This window comes from Pseudomonas linyingensis, assembly GCF_900109175.1.
Taxonomy (GTDB): domain Bacteria; phylum Pseudomonadota; class Gammaproteobacteria; order Pseudomonadales; family Pseudomonadaceae; genus Geopseudomonas; species Geopseudomonas linyingensis.
Window position 1 is genome coordinate 55,548 of the sequence record NZ_FNZE01000017.1, and the last position, 14,964, is coordinate 70,511.

At 67.5% G+C, this 14,964-nt stretch carries 15 protein-coding genes; 9 read left to right on the forward strand and 6 right to left on the reverse strand.

What is annotated here, in order from left to right; all coding sequences use genetic code 11:
- Positions 1 to 71: 71 nt before the first annotated feature.
- The 9 genes from BMZ19_RS18115 (at position 72) to BMZ19_RS18155 (ending at position 9,989) form a co-directional block, all read left to right on the forward strand.
- Positions 72 to 800, forward strand: coding sequence for a TetR/AcrR family transcriptional regulator (locus BMZ19_RS18115; RefSeq protein ID WP_090312989.1), 729 nt, complete (start codon positions 72 to 74; stop codon positions 798 to 800).
- Positions 801 to 893: 93 nt separating this feature from the next.
- Positions 894 to 1,343 carry a Zn-ribbon domain-containing OB-fold protein gene (locus BMZ19_RS18120; RefSeq protein WP_090312990.1) on the forward strand — a complete coding sequence of 150 codons (450 nt, stop codon included), beginning with the start codon at positions 894 to 896 and terminating at the stop codon, positions 1,341 to 1,343.
- A complete protein-coding gene (locus BMZ19_RS18125) occupies positions 1,343 to 2,491 on the forward strand; it encodes a thiolase family protein (protein WP_170847805.1) in 1,149 nt (382 codons plus the stop codon). Before BMZ19_RS18120 ends, BMZ19_RS18125 begins: the two co-directional genes overlap by 1 nt.
- 43 nt (positions 2,492 to 2,534) lie before the next feature.
- A complete protein-coding gene (locus BMZ19_RS18130) occupies positions 2,535 to 3,929 on the forward strand; it encodes an aromatic ring-hydroxylating oxygenase subunit alpha (RefSeq protein ID WP_090312992.1) in 1,395 nt (464 codons plus the stop codon).
- Positions 3,930 to 4,001: 72 nt separating this feature from the next.
- Positions 4,002 to 5,195 carry an acyl-CoA dehydrogenase family protein gene (locus tag BMZ19_RS18135; RefSeq protein WP_090312993.1) on the forward strand — a complete coding sequence of 398 codons (1,194 nt, stop codon included), beginning with the start codon at positions 4,002 to 4,004 and terminating at the stop codon, positions 5,193 to 5,195.
- Positions 5,192 to 6,286, forward strand: coding sequence for an acyl-CoA dehydrogenase family protein (locus BMZ19_RS18140; protein ID WP_090312994.1), 1,095 nt, complete (start codon positions 5,192 to 5,194; stop codon positions 6,284 to 6,286). Before BMZ19_RS18135 ends, BMZ19_RS18140 begins: the two co-directional genes overlap by 4 nt.
- A gap of 46 nt (positions 6,287 to 6,332) precedes the next feature.
- Complete coding sequence (locus BMZ19_RS18145) at positions 6,333 to 7,970, forward strand: AMP-binding protein (protein ID WP_090312995.1); 1,638 nt, start codon at positions 6,333 to 6,335, stop codon at positions 7,968 to 7,970.
- Positions 7,971 to 7,986: 16 nt separating this feature from the next.
- Entirely contained in the window at positions 7,987 to 8,949 is a 963-nt protein-coding gene (locus BMZ19_RS18150) for a PDR/VanB family oxidoreductase (RefSeq protein WP_170847806.1), read from the forward strand.
- Between the two features lie 80 nt (positions 8,950 to 9,029).
- Positions 9,030 to 9,989, forward strand: a complete 960-nt coding sequence (locus tag BMZ19_RS18155; RefSeq protein WP_090312997.1) for a DMT family transporter — start codon at positions 9,030 to 9,032, stop codon at positions 9,987 to 9,989.
- Here BMZ19_RS18155 and BMZ19_RS18160 read toward each other — a convergent pair.
- The 6 genes from BMZ19_RS18160 to BMZ19_RS18185 are packed head-to-tail and all read right to left on the reverse strand — an operon-like array spanning position 9,976 to position 14,962.
- Positions 9,976 to 10,755 (reverse strand): enoyl-CoA hydratase/isomerase family protein, encoded by a 780-nt coding sequence (locus tag BMZ19_RS18160; protein ID WP_090312998.1) that lies wholly within the window; start codon positions 10,753 to 10,755, stop codon positions 9,976 to 9,978. The two genes, BMZ19_RS18155 and BMZ19_RS18160, sit on opposite strands and share 14 nt — an antisense overlap.
- Before the next feature lie 37 nt (positions 10,756 to 10,792).
- Positions 10,793 to 11,503: a histidine phosphatase family protein gene (locus BMZ19_RS18165; RefSeq protein ID WP_090312999.1), complete on the reverse strand. Its 711-nt coding sequence runs from the start codon at positions 11,501 to 11,503 to the stop codon at positions 10,793 to 10,795.
- Positions 11,500 to 11,904, reverse strand: a complete 405-nt coding sequence (locus BMZ19_RS18170) for a DUF6285 domain-containing protein (protein WP_090313000.1) — start codon at positions 11,902 to 11,904, stop codon at positions 11,500 to 11,502. Before BMZ19_RS18170 ends, BMZ19_RS18165 begins: the two co-directional genes overlap by 4 nt.
- Positions 11,904 to 12,917 carry a phosphotransferase family protein gene (locus BMZ19_RS18175; protein WP_090313001.1) on the reverse strand — a complete coding sequence of 338 codons (1,014 nt, stop codon included), beginning with the start codon at positions 12,915 to 12,917 and terminating at the stop codon, positions 11,904 to 11,906. Before BMZ19_RS18175 ends, BMZ19_RS18170 begins: the two co-directional genes overlap by 1 nt.
- Positions 12,914 to 14,080 carry an acyl-CoA dehydrogenase family protein gene (locus tag BMZ19_RS18180; RefSeq protein ID WP_090313002.1) on the reverse strand — a complete coding sequence of 389 codons (1,167 nt, stop codon included), beginning with the start codon at positions 14,078 to 14,080 and terminating at the stop codon, positions 12,914 to 12,916. The genes BMZ19_RS18175 and BMZ19_RS18180 overlap by 4 nt, the downstream gene beginning before the upstream one ends.
- Positions 14,081 to 14,110: 30 nt before the next feature.
- On the reverse strand, positions 14,111 to 14,962 hold the full coding sequence (locus tag BMZ19_RS18185; protein ID WP_090313003.1) for a 3-hydroxybutyryl-CoA dehydrogenase: 852 nt from the start codon (positions 14,960 to 14,962) through the stop codon (positions 14,111 to 14,113).
- Positions 14,963 to 14,964 lie beyond the last annotated feature (2 nt).

Consider the following 14,964-nt stretch of genomic DNA (forward strand, 5'->3'; position numbering starts at 1 on the left):
GAGCAGGGGACGTGTCCGCAATCTTCCGATGGATCATGTCCCCGGCTTTTCAATGTTGAAGGTACAATCAAATGAACGGGTATATTTCTGTAGGTACAGGGGAAGGCGATATGCAACAACCTGTTCGGCGCAAGCGATCTGAGCACGGCAGTTGGCAAGCCGAGAAAAGCCATTTGATGCGCACGCAGATTCTCGATGCCACCATGCAGTGTCTGATCGGTATCGGTTATACCCAGACCACCACGGAGAAGATCGCCAAGCAGGCGGGTGTATCCCGTGGGGCCATGACCCATCACTTCAAGTCGCGCGCCGAGGTGTTTGCCGCGGCAGCCGAGCACATCACCGATATCCGGGTCAGGGAGTACGACGCCGCGATCCGCGAGGTCAGTCGGCGTGCAGGTGGTCAGCCAACCCAGGAAAGCATGCTCGAGACGCTCAAGGTGCTTCAGGACTACTTCATGAAGCCCTCCTTCCTGGCGTTTCACGAACTGGTTCGCGGTGCGCGAACCGATGCCGAGCTCCATGCGGTGATGGCTCCCCTGGAGCAGTCGCTGGACGAGCGCATCTCCAAGAGCATCGAGGTCCATTTCCCGATCTGGGCCGAGGCTGGCATGCGCGAGACCGGTGAAGGCTTGCGCGACCTGATCATGCATGCCTTGCGCGGCGTGGCCTTGGACCCCTCCAGCTACCTGCATGGTGACCGCCTGCACCGGCTGCACGAGCTGTTGGCCAAGACGGCCATGGCCGAGTACATGGAGGCCTACAAGCGCAAGGTCGAGCTGCAACAACCAGCCAATTAAATTGACCGCAGACGGTTGCCAAACCGTCTGCGCTTTGTCACTCTGCTGTTAAATAAAAACAATCTTGATGGTTTAAAAAGGTTGAAAACAACAATGAGCAACCTGATGCAGACCAACCTCGCCGGCGGGCACCTGCTCCGCGCCGGCGCGCAGGGCCCGATCCTGCTGGGCAGTCGCTGCCGCCAGTGCGGCGAGTACTACTTCCCCATTGCCGACAACTGCACCCGCTGCAGCGCCAGCGAGTTCGAGAGCTGCGAGATCGGCCGCGAAGGCCGCCTGTGGTCCTGGACCATCCAGAGCTTCCTGCCCAAGGCGCCCTACAACAGCGGCGAGACCGAAGTCGATTTCCAGCCCTACGGCGTGGGTTATGTGGAAATGCCGTGCGGGGTCAAGGTCGAAAGCCGCCTGACGGTTGCCGATCCCCAACAGCTGCGCATCGGCATGCCGATGGAACTCACTCTGGTCCGCTACGGCCGCAATGCGGCCGGCGAACCCCTGCATACCTTCGCCTTTGCACCGCTCGCTGCGGAAGGAGATGCGTGATGGAAGATATCGCCATCATCGGTGTCGGCTTGCACCCCTTCGGGCGCACCGACGGTCTCAGCGGCCAGGCCCAGGGCGCCTATGCCGTGCGCGAGGCCCTCAAGGACGCAGGAGTCGAGTGGCATCAGGTCGGTGTGGCCTACGGCGGCAGCCAGGATGGCGGCAATGCCGACGCGCTGGCCAACCACCTCGGTCTGACCGGCATCCCGTTCGTCAACGTGGCCAACGGCTGCGCCACCGGCGGCAGCGCCCTGGCCAGCGTGATTGCCGCGCTGCGCAGTGGCATGGCCGAGATCGGTGTGGCGGTCGGCTTCGACAAGCACCCGCGCGGCGCCTTCAACCCGAAGCCGGCCGACTGGGGCCTGGAGGACTGGTACGGCGAAACCGGCCTGATGCTGACCACCCAGTTCTTCGCCCTGAAGACCCAGCGCTACCTGCACGAGCACGACATCCCCGAGGAGGCGCTGGTCCACGTCGCCCAACGCGCGTTCCGCAACGGCGCCCTGACTCCGCACGCCTGGCGCCAGCGCGAATTGAGCTTCGCGGAAATCGCCGAGTCGATGCCGGTCAACCTGCCGCTGCGCAAGTACATGTTCTGCAATCCGGCCGAGGGCGGTGCGGCGCTGGTGCTGTGCCGGGCCAGCGAGGCGCACAAGTACAGCCGCAACCCGGTGCTGGTGCGCGCGGCGGTGATGCGTACCCGCCATCACGGCTCCTTCGAGGTGTTCAGCCCGGGCCTGGCTGCCGAGCAGTCGCCGGCGCCGACGGTAACCGCCTCGCACGCGGCCTTCGAGCTGGCGGGAGTCGCCCCGGCGGACATCGACGTGATCCAGCTGCAGGACACCGACAGCGGTTCGGAGATCATCCATCTCGCCGAAAACGGCTTCTGCGAGCACGGCGAGCAGGGGCACCTGCTGCGGCGCGGTGAAACCGATATCGGTGGCCGTCTGCCGGTGAATACCGACGGTGGCTGCCTGGCCAACGGCGAGCCGGTCGGCGCCTCCGGCCTGCGCCAGGTCATCGAAGTCTGCACCCAGCTGCGCCAGCAGGCCGGCGCCCGCCAGGTGCCGGGCCGGCCGCGGCTTGGCTACACCCATGTCTACGGCGCGCCGGGTGTCAGCGCCGTGACCATTCTCGAAGCGCCGTAACCGTCCGCTCGACCGGCTCAATAACAATAACGAGGGCACTAGCATGAACAATCCGAAGCACGCCAAGTTCACCGTATTGCCGCCGGAGGAGGTGGGCGATCCCAACTTGTTCCAGCAGTTGCTGAAGCTGGAAACGGTGCCGGTTCCGGAGCATCTGCAGCCGCAGCATCCCGGCTTCAGCGACGAGGACCTGTCCGTCGAGCGCTACAGATCGCGCGCCTTCCACGAGCTGGAAGCGCAGAAGCTGTGGACCAAGGCCTGGCAGATGGTGTGCCGCGAGGAGGACATCCAAAAGCCGGGCGACCATGTGGTGTACGACATCGTCAACACCTCGATCATCGTCATGCGTGGTCAGGACAACGAGATTCGTGGCTTCCACAACTCCTGCCTGCACCGCGGCCGCGCCCTGCGCATGGGCAGCGGCGCGGTCAACCAGCTGCGCTGCCCCTACCACGGCTTCGCCTGGGACCTGCAGGGCGAACTCAAGACCATGCCCACCACCTGGGACTTCAAGCACCTCGATCCGTGCGAGCAGAAGCTGCCGCAGGTGAAAGTGGCAACCTGGGGCGGCTTCGTGTTCATCAATCCCGACCTGGATGCGCCCTCGCTGCTGGAGCACCTCGATGTGCTGCCGGAGCACTTCAAGGACTACAACCTCGAGCACTCGGTGTCCATCGCCCACGTGCAGCGGCGCATGGCGTGCAACTGGAAGGTCGCCCAGGAAGCCTTCATGGAGTCCATGCACACCCGGGCCACCCATCCGCAGATCATGACCTTCACCGGCGATATCGACAGCCAGTACGACATGTACGGCGACAACATCAGCCGCAGCGTCACGCCGATGGCGGTGACCAGCTCCAACCTCAAGGACGTAGAGGAAGCACTGATCCTGCGCGACATCCTCGACGAGTCCGGGCGCATGGCCGAGGCGGACAGCAGCAAGCACGTGCTGCCGGAGGGTATGACCACCCGCCAGTACATCGGCGAGCTGAACCGCAAGATCTTCGCCGAGGCCGCTGGGGTCGACCTGTCCCAGGCCACCCTGGCCGAGCTGCAGGACGCCATCCTCTATTCGATCTTCCCCAACACCCAGGTGTGGGCCGGCTACTTCGGCAACATCGTCTACCGCGCCATACCCGATGGCGACAACCACGAGGCCTGCCTGTTCGACGTCTGGCTGCTCGGTCGCTACCCGGCCGGCAGCCAGTGCCCGCCCGGCGCCAAGCTCAACCGCCTGCCCGATGACCTGGAGTTCTCCGCCGCGGCCGAGCTGGGCGCGCTGGGCCCGGTCTTCGACCAGGACATGAGCAACCTCGACGCCATGACCAAGGGCCTCAAGGCCTCGAAGAAGGGCGCCGTCAGCCTGGCCAGCTACCAGGAAAGCCGCATTCGCCATCACCACCTGACCCTCGACAAGTACCTGGGCCTGGCGAAGTAGCCGCCCGCTGCCCGCGGTGGCCGCTGCGGCGTGCCACCCGCAGCGGTGCGGACATAGAACAAGGGAAGCGAGATGAACAAGACGCTACGCGATCGGGCACAACGCCTGCGAGAAGAGGTCCGCGAGTTCTGCCGGCACGAGATGCCGGCGGCCCTGCGCGACAAATCCCATCGGCACCAGGTGCTGGACAAGGACGACTACCTGCAGTGGATGCGCCTGCTGGACGCCAAGGGCTGGGTCGTCGGTCACTGGCCGCAGGCCTACGGCGGCCGCGACTGGTCGTCGCTGGAGCGCTTCGTGTTCGAGGACGAGCTGGCCCGCCATGGCTGCCCGTGGATCATCCCCTTCGGCGTCAAGTACGTCGGTCCGGTGATCTACACCTTCGGCAGCGAGGAGCAGAAGCGCCGCTTCCTGCCCGGCATCGTCAAGACCGAGGAGTTCTGGGCCCAGGGCTATTCCGAGCCGGGCGCCGGTTCCGACCTGGCCGGCCTGCGCACCCAGGCGGTACGCGACGGCGACCACTACGTGGTCAACGGCCAGAAGGTCTGGACCACCTACGCGCAGTGGGCCGACTGGCTGTTCTGCCTGGTGCGTACCGGCAACGATGGCAAGCCGCAGAACGGCATCTCCTTCCTGTTGATCGACATGCGCAGCCCGGGCGTGACGGTCAAGCCGATCCACACCATGGACGGCTACCACCACGTCAACGAGGTGTGGTTGGAGAACGTGCGCGTGCCGGCGGCCAACCTGGTCGGCGAGGAGGGCGCCGGCTGGACCTACGCCAAGTTCCTGCTCAAGAACGAGCGCACCGCCGGCGCCATCGTCGGGCTGGCCTGGCACGTGCTGGAGCGCCTGAAGAAGCTGGCGCGCGAGACCACTCGTGATGGCCAGCTCCTGATCGACCAGCCGCTGATGCGCAACCGCATCGGCGAGTTCGAGCTGCGCTTCATGGCGCTGCAGGAGGTCGCCTACCAGGCGGTCGAGTCGATGGTCGAGGGTACCGACAACGGCGGCGAAGCCTCGCTGATCAAGGTGCGCGGCACCGAGCTGTACCAGGAGGTGGCCGAGGCGCTGGTCGAGGCGCTGGGCGCGGCGGGGATCGCCTACGACACCGCGGCACTGCACAGCGCCGGCCTGCCGCCGCTGGGCGACGACGATGTCGGCGGCATCCTCAAGGAACATTTCTACAATCGCGCGGCAACGGTCTTCGGCGGCTCGTCGGAGATCCAGCGCAATATCGTGGCCAAGGCGGTGCTCGGACTATGACTACGGACATTGAAACCATCTCCATGCTGCGTGACAGCCTGGAGCGCTATACCGCCGAGCAGTACGACTTCCTCAAGCGCTGGCGCGTGCTCGAGCAGCCCGCTGGTTACAGCGCGGCGGCCTGGCAGAACTATGCCGAGTTCGGCTGGCTGGCGCTGCGCCTGCCCGAGGAGGAGGGCGGCCTGGACGGCGATGCCGTCGCGCAGGGCGCGGTCATGGAAGTGGTCGGCCGCCGCCTGCTGATGGAGCCGCTGCTGGCCAGCGCGTTGCTCGCTACCGGGCTGGTGGTCAAGCTGGGCTCGCCCGGCCAGCAGGCCGAGCTGCTGCCCGCCCTGGCCGAGGGGCGACTGAAGCTGGCGCTGGCCCATGAGGAACAACTCGACGGCCAGAGCTGCTGGGTGGAAGCCGGACAGCTGACGGGCGCCAAGCAGGGCGTGCTGCACGGCGATGCCGCCAACCGGCTGCTGGTGACCGCCCGTGACGAGCGGAGCGAGCTGCAGGTGTATCTGGTCGATGCAACTGGCGAAGGCGTCGAGCGTCAGGCTTATCGCTTGGTCGACGGTCGCCGTGCCGCCAACCTGCGCTTTTTCGGCACACCCGCTGAGCGGCTGGGTGACGAGGGCAGCCCGTCAGCTGCCGACGTGCTGGCCACGGCCTTCGACGAGGCCAGCGTGGCGCTGTGCGCCGAGGCCTTCGGCGCGGCGAGCTGCCTGCTCGAGATCACCAACGAGTACCTCAAGGTGCGCAAGCAGTTCGGCAAGCCGCTGGCGAGCAACCAGGTGCTGCAGCACCGCATGGCCGACCTGTACATGCTCAAGGAGGAGATCCGCGCGCTGACCCGCACTGCCCAGCAGGCGATGCTGTTGCCGGCTGCCGAGCGTGGCAGAGTCGTCAGCGGTGCCCGGGCCTATATCTGCCATGCCGCGCGCAATATCGCCAACGAGGCGATCCAGATGCACGGTGGCATCGGCGTCACCGAAGAGCTGGAGGTGAGCCACTACTTCCGCCGCCTGATGGTCAATGCCGCGCTGTTCGGCGGCCGCGACTGGCACTTCACCCGTTTCGTCGAGTCGACGCTGAAGTCCGCTTGAACGTGGAGCGGACGCATCCACACGTAGTCAACAAGAGGATGTAAGCATGCGCAAAGATATCAGTGGCCGCCAGGTTCGCCTGGACGAGGCGAGCCTGGCCCGCTATGCCGGCTGCAGCGAGTGGCAGAACCAGACCATCGCCGAGCGGGCCACGACCATGGCCGCACGCGACCCGCGGCAGGTCACCCATGTGTTCGAGGGCGTGCCCTGCGCGGTGGGCGAGCTGCTCGGCGATGCCCGCTTGCTGGCCGGTGCCCTGCAGCGCCGCGGGCTGGTGGCCGGCGACGTGATCAGCTTCCAGTTGCCCAACTGGCGGGAAACCGCGGTGATCGACCTGGCCGCCAGCCTGCTGGGCCTGGTGGTAGCGCCGATCGTGCCTATCTACCGGGATGCCGAGGTCGCCTTCATGCTCGCCGACTCGGCGATCAAGGCGGCTTTCTTCCCGGGCACCTACCGCAACTTCGACTACGCCGCGATGATGGCCCGCCTGGCACCGAGCCTGCCGCAGCTGCAGCTGCTCTGCCCGGTGCGCAGCGATGCGTCCGGTGCGGACAGCTACGAGGCGATGCTGGCCGAGGGCAAGGGGCCGCAGTCGCTACCGGTGGTGGATGCCAATGCAGTCAAGCTGATCCTCTACACCTCCGGTACCACTGGCCGGCCCAAGGCCGTGCTGCATTCGCACAACACCGGACCGACACGTCTCAAGCGCGCCTTCGAACACTGGTGCGGCACGGGCAAGGAAACTCTGCTGATGGCTTCGCCGGTGACCCACGTCACCGGTCTCAGCGGCCTTGAGCTGCCGTTCTTCCTCGACGCGCGCACGGTGTTCATGGATCGCTGGAACGCCGCCGAGGCCCTGGAGATCATCGACCGCGAGCAGGTCACCGTCAGCCTCGGCGCCACGCCGTTCCTGCACGAACTGATCCACCAGGCCGAACAGCATGGCCGCCGCCTGCCGAGCCTCAAGGCCTTCGCCTGCGGTGGGGCCGAAGTGCCGCCGGCGCTGATCTACAAGGCCCGCGAGGTGTTCGACAACTGTCGCGCCTTCCGCGTGTTCGGCTCCAGCGAGGCGCCGCTGGTGACCCTGGGCTTCGTCGGCGAGGGCCAGCTGGAGCAGGCGGCGACCACAGACGGCGAGATCTGCGACTACGAGGTGTGCCTGCTCGACGAGCAGGGCCAGCCGGTCGCGCCGGGTCAGGAGGGCGAGATCTGCGTGCGCGGCGCCGCCATGTTCCTCGGCTACGCCGATCCCGAGCAGACCGCCGCCAGCTTCGATGCCGACGGCTTCTTCGCCACCGGCGACCTGGGGCGGATCACCGCCGACAACGCCATCGTCATCACCGGGCGCAAGAAGGACCTGATCAACCGCGGTGGCGAGAAGATCAGCGCCAAGGAGGTCGAAGACATTCTCCATCAGCACCCGGCGATCGACGAGGCGGCGGTGGTGTCCATGCCGCACCCGCGTCTCGGTGAAACCCTGTGCGCCTACGTGATACTCAAGCCCGGCCAGACCCTGACCCTGGAGGCGCTGCTCGCCAGCATCGGTCAGGCGGGGGTGGCCCGGCAGAAGCTGCCCGAGCGCTTGGAAGTGGTGGCTGATTTCCCCCGCACCGCCTCGGGCAAGATCCGCAAGGACCAGCTGCGCGCCGACATCCGCCAGCGCCTGGTGGCGCAACCCCAATAATTCGGAGATGGCCAGTATGGACTCTACCTATCTTGAAGTGCGCATCGCCCGTAAGGCGGCCGAAGCGCTGGATATCGTGACTCTCGAGCTGACTGCGGCCAGCGGAGAGGCCCTGCCGGCCTTCAGTGCGGGCTCGCACATCGACGTGGAAATTCGCCCGGGCCTGGTACGCCAGTACTCGCTGTGCAACGACCCGACCGAGCAGCATCGCTATGTGATCGGCGTGCTGCGCGACCCGGTTTCGCGCGGCGGTTCGATCGCCGTGCATGACGCCCTGCACGAAGGGCAGACCATCCGCATCAGCCCGCCGCGCAACCACTTCCCGCTGGTGCAGGCCAAGCGCTACGTGCTGTTCGCCGGCGGCATCGGCGTCACCCCGATCCTGTGCATGGCCGAGCGCCTGGCCAGCAGCGGCGCCGATTTCGTCATGCACTACTGCGCGCGCTCGGCCGAGCGTGCGGCCTTCGTCGAGCGCATCGGCAATTCCGCCTATGCCGACAAGGTGCACTTGCATTTCGACGATGGTGCGCCGGAGCAGAAGCTCGACCTGCCGGCCGTGCTGGCGGCCGAGCCGGCGGACAGCCAGCTGTACGTGTGCGGGCCGGGCGGCTTCATCGACTTCGTGACCAACACCGCCAAGACCCAGGGCTGGGGCGAGGAACGCATCCACTTCGAGTATTTCGCCGCCAAGGCGGTGGATACCTCGGAAGACCAGAGCTTCGAGGTGCAGGTCGCCAGTACCGGCAAGGTCTACGTGATCCCCACGGACGATTCGATTGTCTCGGTGCTCGAGGCCGATGGCGTGGAGATCAGCGTTTCCTGCCAGCAGGGCATCTGCGGAGCCTGCATCACCCGGGTGCTGGACGGCCAGCCGGACCACCGCGACCAGGTGCTGACCGACAAGGAGCGCAACGAGGAAAACTGGTTCACGCCCTGCTGCTCGCGCTCGCGGAGCCCGCGCCTGGTGCTCGATATCTGACCGATGTCCCACGGGGGGATGTCCCTTTGGCACGCCATCTCCTTGGCGTGCCTTTTTTATTCCGGCCAAGGTCTTCTGCGATGAACGAGCTCTTTCCGGATCGGCCCACTCATCGATGGGCACATCTGCTGTTCAGTGGCCGGAGGCTGGTCTGGCTGGCCTATCTGGGCGTCGTGCTGATCTGGGCGACCACGCCGCTGGCCATCCAGTGGGGCACGCTGGATACCGGCTTCGCCTTCGCTGCCGTTACCCGCATGTTCATCGCCCTGGTCTGCTGTCTGCTGGTCCTGTTCCTGGGTGGCATCCGCCTGCCACGGCATCGGCGCGCCTTGCTCAGCTATCTGGTTGCCGGTGGCGGGCTGTTCGTCGCCATGCTCAGTGTCTACTGGGCAGCGCAGCGCCTGGATTCGGGGCTGATGTCGGTTATTTTCGGGCTTTCGCCGCTGGTCATCAGCCTGCTGGCGGCCTTCTGGCTGGAGGAGCGCCTGCTCAGCCCAACACGCCTGCTGGGCATGGCGCTGGGCGTGGTCGGCCTCGGCATCGTCTTCATCGACGATGGCCTGCGGCTCGCCGAGGGGGCGGCGGCGGGCATCGCCGTGCTGCTGTTCGCGGTGCTGGTCAACGCCGCCACCCTGGTCGGCCTCAAGCGCATCGCCGACGACAGCGCGCCGCTGGCCACCACCGCCGGCTCCCTGCTGGTGGCCGCGCCGCTGTTCCTGCTGGCCTGGTGGCTGGATGGCGCGGCGCTGCCGGCGCAGCTGAACTGGCGCGGCGGCCTGTCGATCCTCTACCTGGCGCTGTTCGGCTCGGTGCTGGGCTTCGCCCTGTACTACTACATCGTGCGGCGCCTGGACTCGGCCCAGGTGGCGCTGATCCTGGTGATCACGCCGCTGCTGGCGCTGCTGGTCGGCCAGCGCTTCAACGGTGAGCAGTTGCCGCCGCAGGTGTGGCTGGGTGCGGTGGTGATCGGTCTGGGCTTGCTGTTGCACCAGCGCGGCAACCGGGCGGTTGCCGCACCGCAGGTGGTCAGCGACCGCTGAAGGTGGCGGGGCGCTTTTCCAGGAAGGCGTTCACGGCCTCGCGGAAATCCTCGGTCTGCAGGCAGTCGCTGAAGGCGGCCTTTTCCGCCTCCAGCTGGCTGGCGAAGCTGTTCTCGAAGCTGCCACGCATCAGGCGCTTGAGTAGGCCGACGGCCCTCGGCGAGGCAGCGGCCAGGCGCTGGGCCAGGGCCAGGGTGGCGCTTTCCAGCTCCTCGGCGGGCACCACGCGGTTGACCAGACCGAGGCGCAGCGCCTCGGCGGCGTCGATCGGCTCGCTGAGCAGGGCGATCTCCAGCGCCTTGCGCAGGCCGACCAGGCGCGGCAGGTTCCAGGACGCGCCCACATCGCAGCTGGCGCCGAGGTTGAGGTAGGCGAAGTTGAAGCGGCTGTTGTCGGCGGCGATGGCCAGGTCGCAGGCCAGCGCCAGGCTCATGCCGGCGCCGGCCACCGGGCCGTGCAGGCTGGCCAGCAGCGGAGCATCCAGGCTGCTCAGCAACTGCAGGGCCTGGTTCATCGGCTCGATCAGGGTTTCCGGTACCGAAGCGGGGTCGTCGCGGAACTGGGCGATGTCGCCGCCGGCCATGAAGCCGCGTCCGTTGCCGCTGAGGACGATGACGCGCACCTCGGGGTCGTCGGCCAGGTGCCGGCAGGTCGCCAGGAAGGCGCTGGCGAGGCTCTGGTCGATGGCATTGAGGGCCTGCGGCCGGTTGAAGCGGATATGGCGAATCGAGCCGTGGCTTTCGAGCAGGATCGGGGCAGTGGACATGGTTTGGTCCTTGTGAATGGCGATCTTGGACTGGTGGTCAGTGCGGCGTCGCGGGATTGAAGCTGCGCCAGACCTGCTCCATCACGGTCAGGCGCTGGTCGGCGCGCAGCGGGTCGTAGGCCGCCAGGTTGACGCTGCGGATCAGGTGACGCGGGGCGGGGCTGGCGGGGTGGTCGGCCTCGATGATGTTGATGCACGCCGGGTCCTGTTCGAAGGCCTTGAGCCCGGCCAGCCCGCTGCCGCTGATGCGGCTGAGGATCACCCGGTTGACCGCATCGTGGGCGACCAGCAGCAGGTCGTTCCAGTCCGGGCGGGCCAGCCAGTCGTCCCAGGCCTGGCCGACGCGCAGGGCGAAGTCGCTCCAGGCCTCGCCGCCGATGAAACGGGCCCCGGGCAGTTCTGCGTCGTCGTAGGCGTAGGCGATGGCCTGCTCGCGCTGTTCCGCCGGCACCTCGCGCAGACGACCGCCACGCACTTCCTGCAGGCGCGGCTCCATCTGCAGGGCGATGTCGGTCGCGCCCAGCACGATGCGTGCGGTTTCCTCGGTGCGCGGCAGTCCGGAGCACACCGCCAGGTCGAAGCGCACCGGGGCGAGCAGCTGGCGGGCCGCCTCGGCCTGCTGGCGCCCGGTCGGGGTCAGCGGCACCTGGCGCGGGTCGAGCGGCTTGCCTTGGGCGTCGAAGTAGCTGACCTGGGCGTGGCGCAGCAGGTAGATGCGCCGGCGCGGCAGGCTGCTGCGGGCGTTCATGGAGTGCCTCGCTGCAGGTAGCGCGGATTGCTTTCGGCGACCTTCTGCCGCGCCACCTGTTCTAGATGGCGGAAGACCTGCGCGTGGGTATCGCCGGCGTCGGCGCCGCCCTGGCGGATCAGCCGGCCCAGCTGGCGGTTGGCCTCGACCAGCTGCGCGCGCAGCGCCTCGGCTCCCGGTTGGGCCAGGCCTGCGGCGATTTGCAGGAGCGTCTGCAGGGCGGCCAGCTCCTCTCGTTCCGCCTGCTCGCCGGTCTGCAGCTGGCGGGCGGCGATGCCCATCGCCTTGGCGATCATCAAGGCATTCTGTTTCTGCTCGGCAGGCAGGGCGGGCAGCAGCTGGGCGCGCAGCAATGCTTCGGCGCTTTCCAGCAGTTGTGCTCCAGTGGGGTAGTCGCGCATCAGGTGCCCTCCGTCATCCGCAGGATTTCGTATTCCAGCTCCGGGACTATATGCCCGGTCAGCGCCAGCAGCAGCGAATCCTCCTCGCCGGAGAGATGCCGCTCGGCCTGCTGGATGGCGATGATCGCCCAGTTCATGTGCGCCATGACTTCCCAGTAGGCGACCTGCGCGCGGTCGATGGGGCGGCCGCTGACGCTCTCGTAGCCCTGGTAGAAGTCCTCGCGCTGGCCGATGCCGCCGGCTTCCAGTGCGTCCGCGCCGAAGCGCCAGCAGCGCGCACAGAACCAGCCGAGGTCCTCCAGCGGATCGCTCCAGCCGGCGAACTCCCAGTCGAGAATGGCGGTCAGGCCGTTGCCGTCGACCATATAGTTGCCGGTGCGAAAATCCCGGTGGCACAGCACCAGCTCGCCGCGCGGCGGGGCATGGCGCTCCAGCCAGCGCAGACCCCATTCGAGCAGCGGATGCGGCGTGTGGTGGTTGTCGAGATAGGCGCGGTGCTGCTGGATCAGGTGCAGGGCCGGCGCCTCGTCGTAGCTCGGCAGGAAGTCGAGATCGGCGCGCGGCGCGCGGATCGAGTGGATTCGCGCCAGCTCGGCGCCCAGCCGCCGGGCCAGCTCGCTGCGGTCACCGCCCAGGCTGTGGTCCTTGACCAGCTGGTGCCCGGTGGCAGTGCCGGCCACCCGGCGCATGACGAAGAACGGCCTGCCGATGACTTCGCGCCCGGCGCACAGCCACAGCGGCTCCGGCACCGTGACCCCGGCGGCGAAGGCCGCGCGCAGCAGGGCGAACTCCTGGGCGCGGCCATGGCTGACCGACACCCCGGTGGGGGAGTCGGCGCGCACCACCAGTTCCTGAGTGCCGGCCAGCGGACCGCCGTCGATCCGCGCGACGGCCAGCCAGTTCTCCTGGATGGCGCCGCCGGAGAGCAGGCGCAGCTCGCTGAACTCGACGCTCGCGGCCCCGGCCTGTTGGGCGATGAAGGCCTGCAGGGCGGTACTCAGCTCGGCATTCATGCGCTGTTCCTCTTGAAAATGCGCTTGGCCAGGCTCCAGCGATGGACTTCCGAGGGACCGTCGTAAATGCGGAAGGCGCGCATGTCGGAGAAGATCCGCGCGACGATGGTCTCACCGGTCACACCCTGGCCGCCGAGCACCTGCACGCTGCGGTCGGCGACCCGCCAGGTGGCTTCCGAGGCGATGACCTTGGCCATGCTCGACTCGTGGGTGCCCAGGTGGCCCTGGTCGAGTATCCAGGCGGTATGCCAGATCGACAGGCGGGCGCTGTGCATGTCCAGCTCGTTGTCGGCGAGCATGAAGCCGACGCCCTCGTGCTGGCCGAGTGCCTTGCCGAAGGCCATGCGTCGGGCGGCGTAGCGGCTGGCGACATCGTGGCAGCGGCGCGCCTGGCCGAGCCAGCGCATGCAGTGGGTCAGGCGGGCAGGGGAGAGGCGCACCTGGGCGTACTTGAAGCCCTCGCCCAGCTCACCGAGGATGGCGCTGGCCGGCACCCGCAGGTTGTCGAAGCTGACCACGCAGTGGCCGCCGGGGAAGCACGAGTCCAGCGCGTCCATGGTCCGCTCGATGCGGATGCCCGGGCTGTTCATGTCGGCGAGGAACATGGTCGCCCGGCCGTCCTCCAGCTTGGCCATGATGATTCCCAGGGTGGCGCCTTCCGCGCCGGTGATGAACCACTTGCGGCCGTTGATCAGGAACTCGTCGCCGACCTGGCGCGCTGTGGTCTGCAGCATCGACGGGTCGGAGCCGGCGCCCGGATCGGGCTCGGTCATGCAGAAGCACGAGCGGATCTCGCCGGCGGCCAGCGGGCGCAGCCAGCGCTCCTTCTGTTCCTCCGTGGCGATCGCCTCGAGCATGTGCATGTTGCCCTCGTCGGGCGCGGCGATGTTCAGCGCCACCGGCCCCAGCGGCGAGTAGCCGGCCTCCTCGAAGAACACCGCCTTGCTGCGATGGTCGAGGCCCAGGCCGCCGTATTCCGGCGAGACGTGCGCGGAAAGCAGGCCCGCGGCCTTGGCCTTGGCGATCAGCTCGCGGCGCAGGTCTTCACTGGGGCCGTGGGCGCCGCAGCGCGGGTCCTGTTCCAGGGGGATGATGGTGTCGGCAATGAAATCGCGCACCCGTTGCTGCAGGTCGCGCTGTTCGGCGGTAAGGGTGAAGTCCATGGCAGGCTCTCGCGGGTAGGTGGCGACGGGTCAGTCGTAGCGGTGGAAACCGCGACCGCTCTTGCGGCCGAGGTAACCGGCCTCGACCATTTCCCGCAGCAGCGGCGCCGGGCGGTACTTGGAGTCGTTGAAGCTGTGATAGAACACGTCCATCACCGCCAGCAGGGTATCCAGGCCGATCAGGTCGGCCAGGGCCAGCGGGCCGATCGGCTGGCCGCAGCCCAGCTTCATGCCGGCGTCGATGTCTTCCGCGCTGGCCAGGCCTTCCTGCAGCACGAACACCGCCTCGTTGATCATCGGCACCAGGATGCGGTTGACCGCGAAGCCGGGGCTGTTCTTGGCGTTGATCGAGGTCTTGCCGATCTTGGCGACGAAGGCCTCGGCGGCCGCCTGGGTTTCGTCGCTGGTCTGCAGGCCGCGGATCAGCTCGACCAGCGCCAGTACCGGCACCGGGTTGAAGAAGTGAGTGCCGATGAACTTGTCCGGCCGACTGGTGGCCGCGGCCAGCTTGGTGATGGAGATCGACGAAGTGTTGCTGGCGATCAGCGCGTCGGGGCGGACGATGGCGTCGATATCCTTGAGGATCGCCAGCTTGAGGGCTTCGGCCTCGGTGGCCGCCTCGATCACCAGGTCGGCCTCGGCCAGGGCCTGCTTGTCGGTGGTGCTGACCAGGTTGGCCAGCGCGGCCGCCTTGGCGCCCGCGTCGATGGTTTCCTTGCGCACCAGGCGGTCGAGGCTGGCGTTGATGGTCTGCTCGCCGCGGGCCAGGGCGGCCTCGGAGATGTCCACCATGATGACCTTGAGGCCGGCCATGGCACAGACCTGGGCAATCCCGTTGCCCATGGTTCCGGCGCCGACGACGCCTACGGTTCGGATCTGCATTG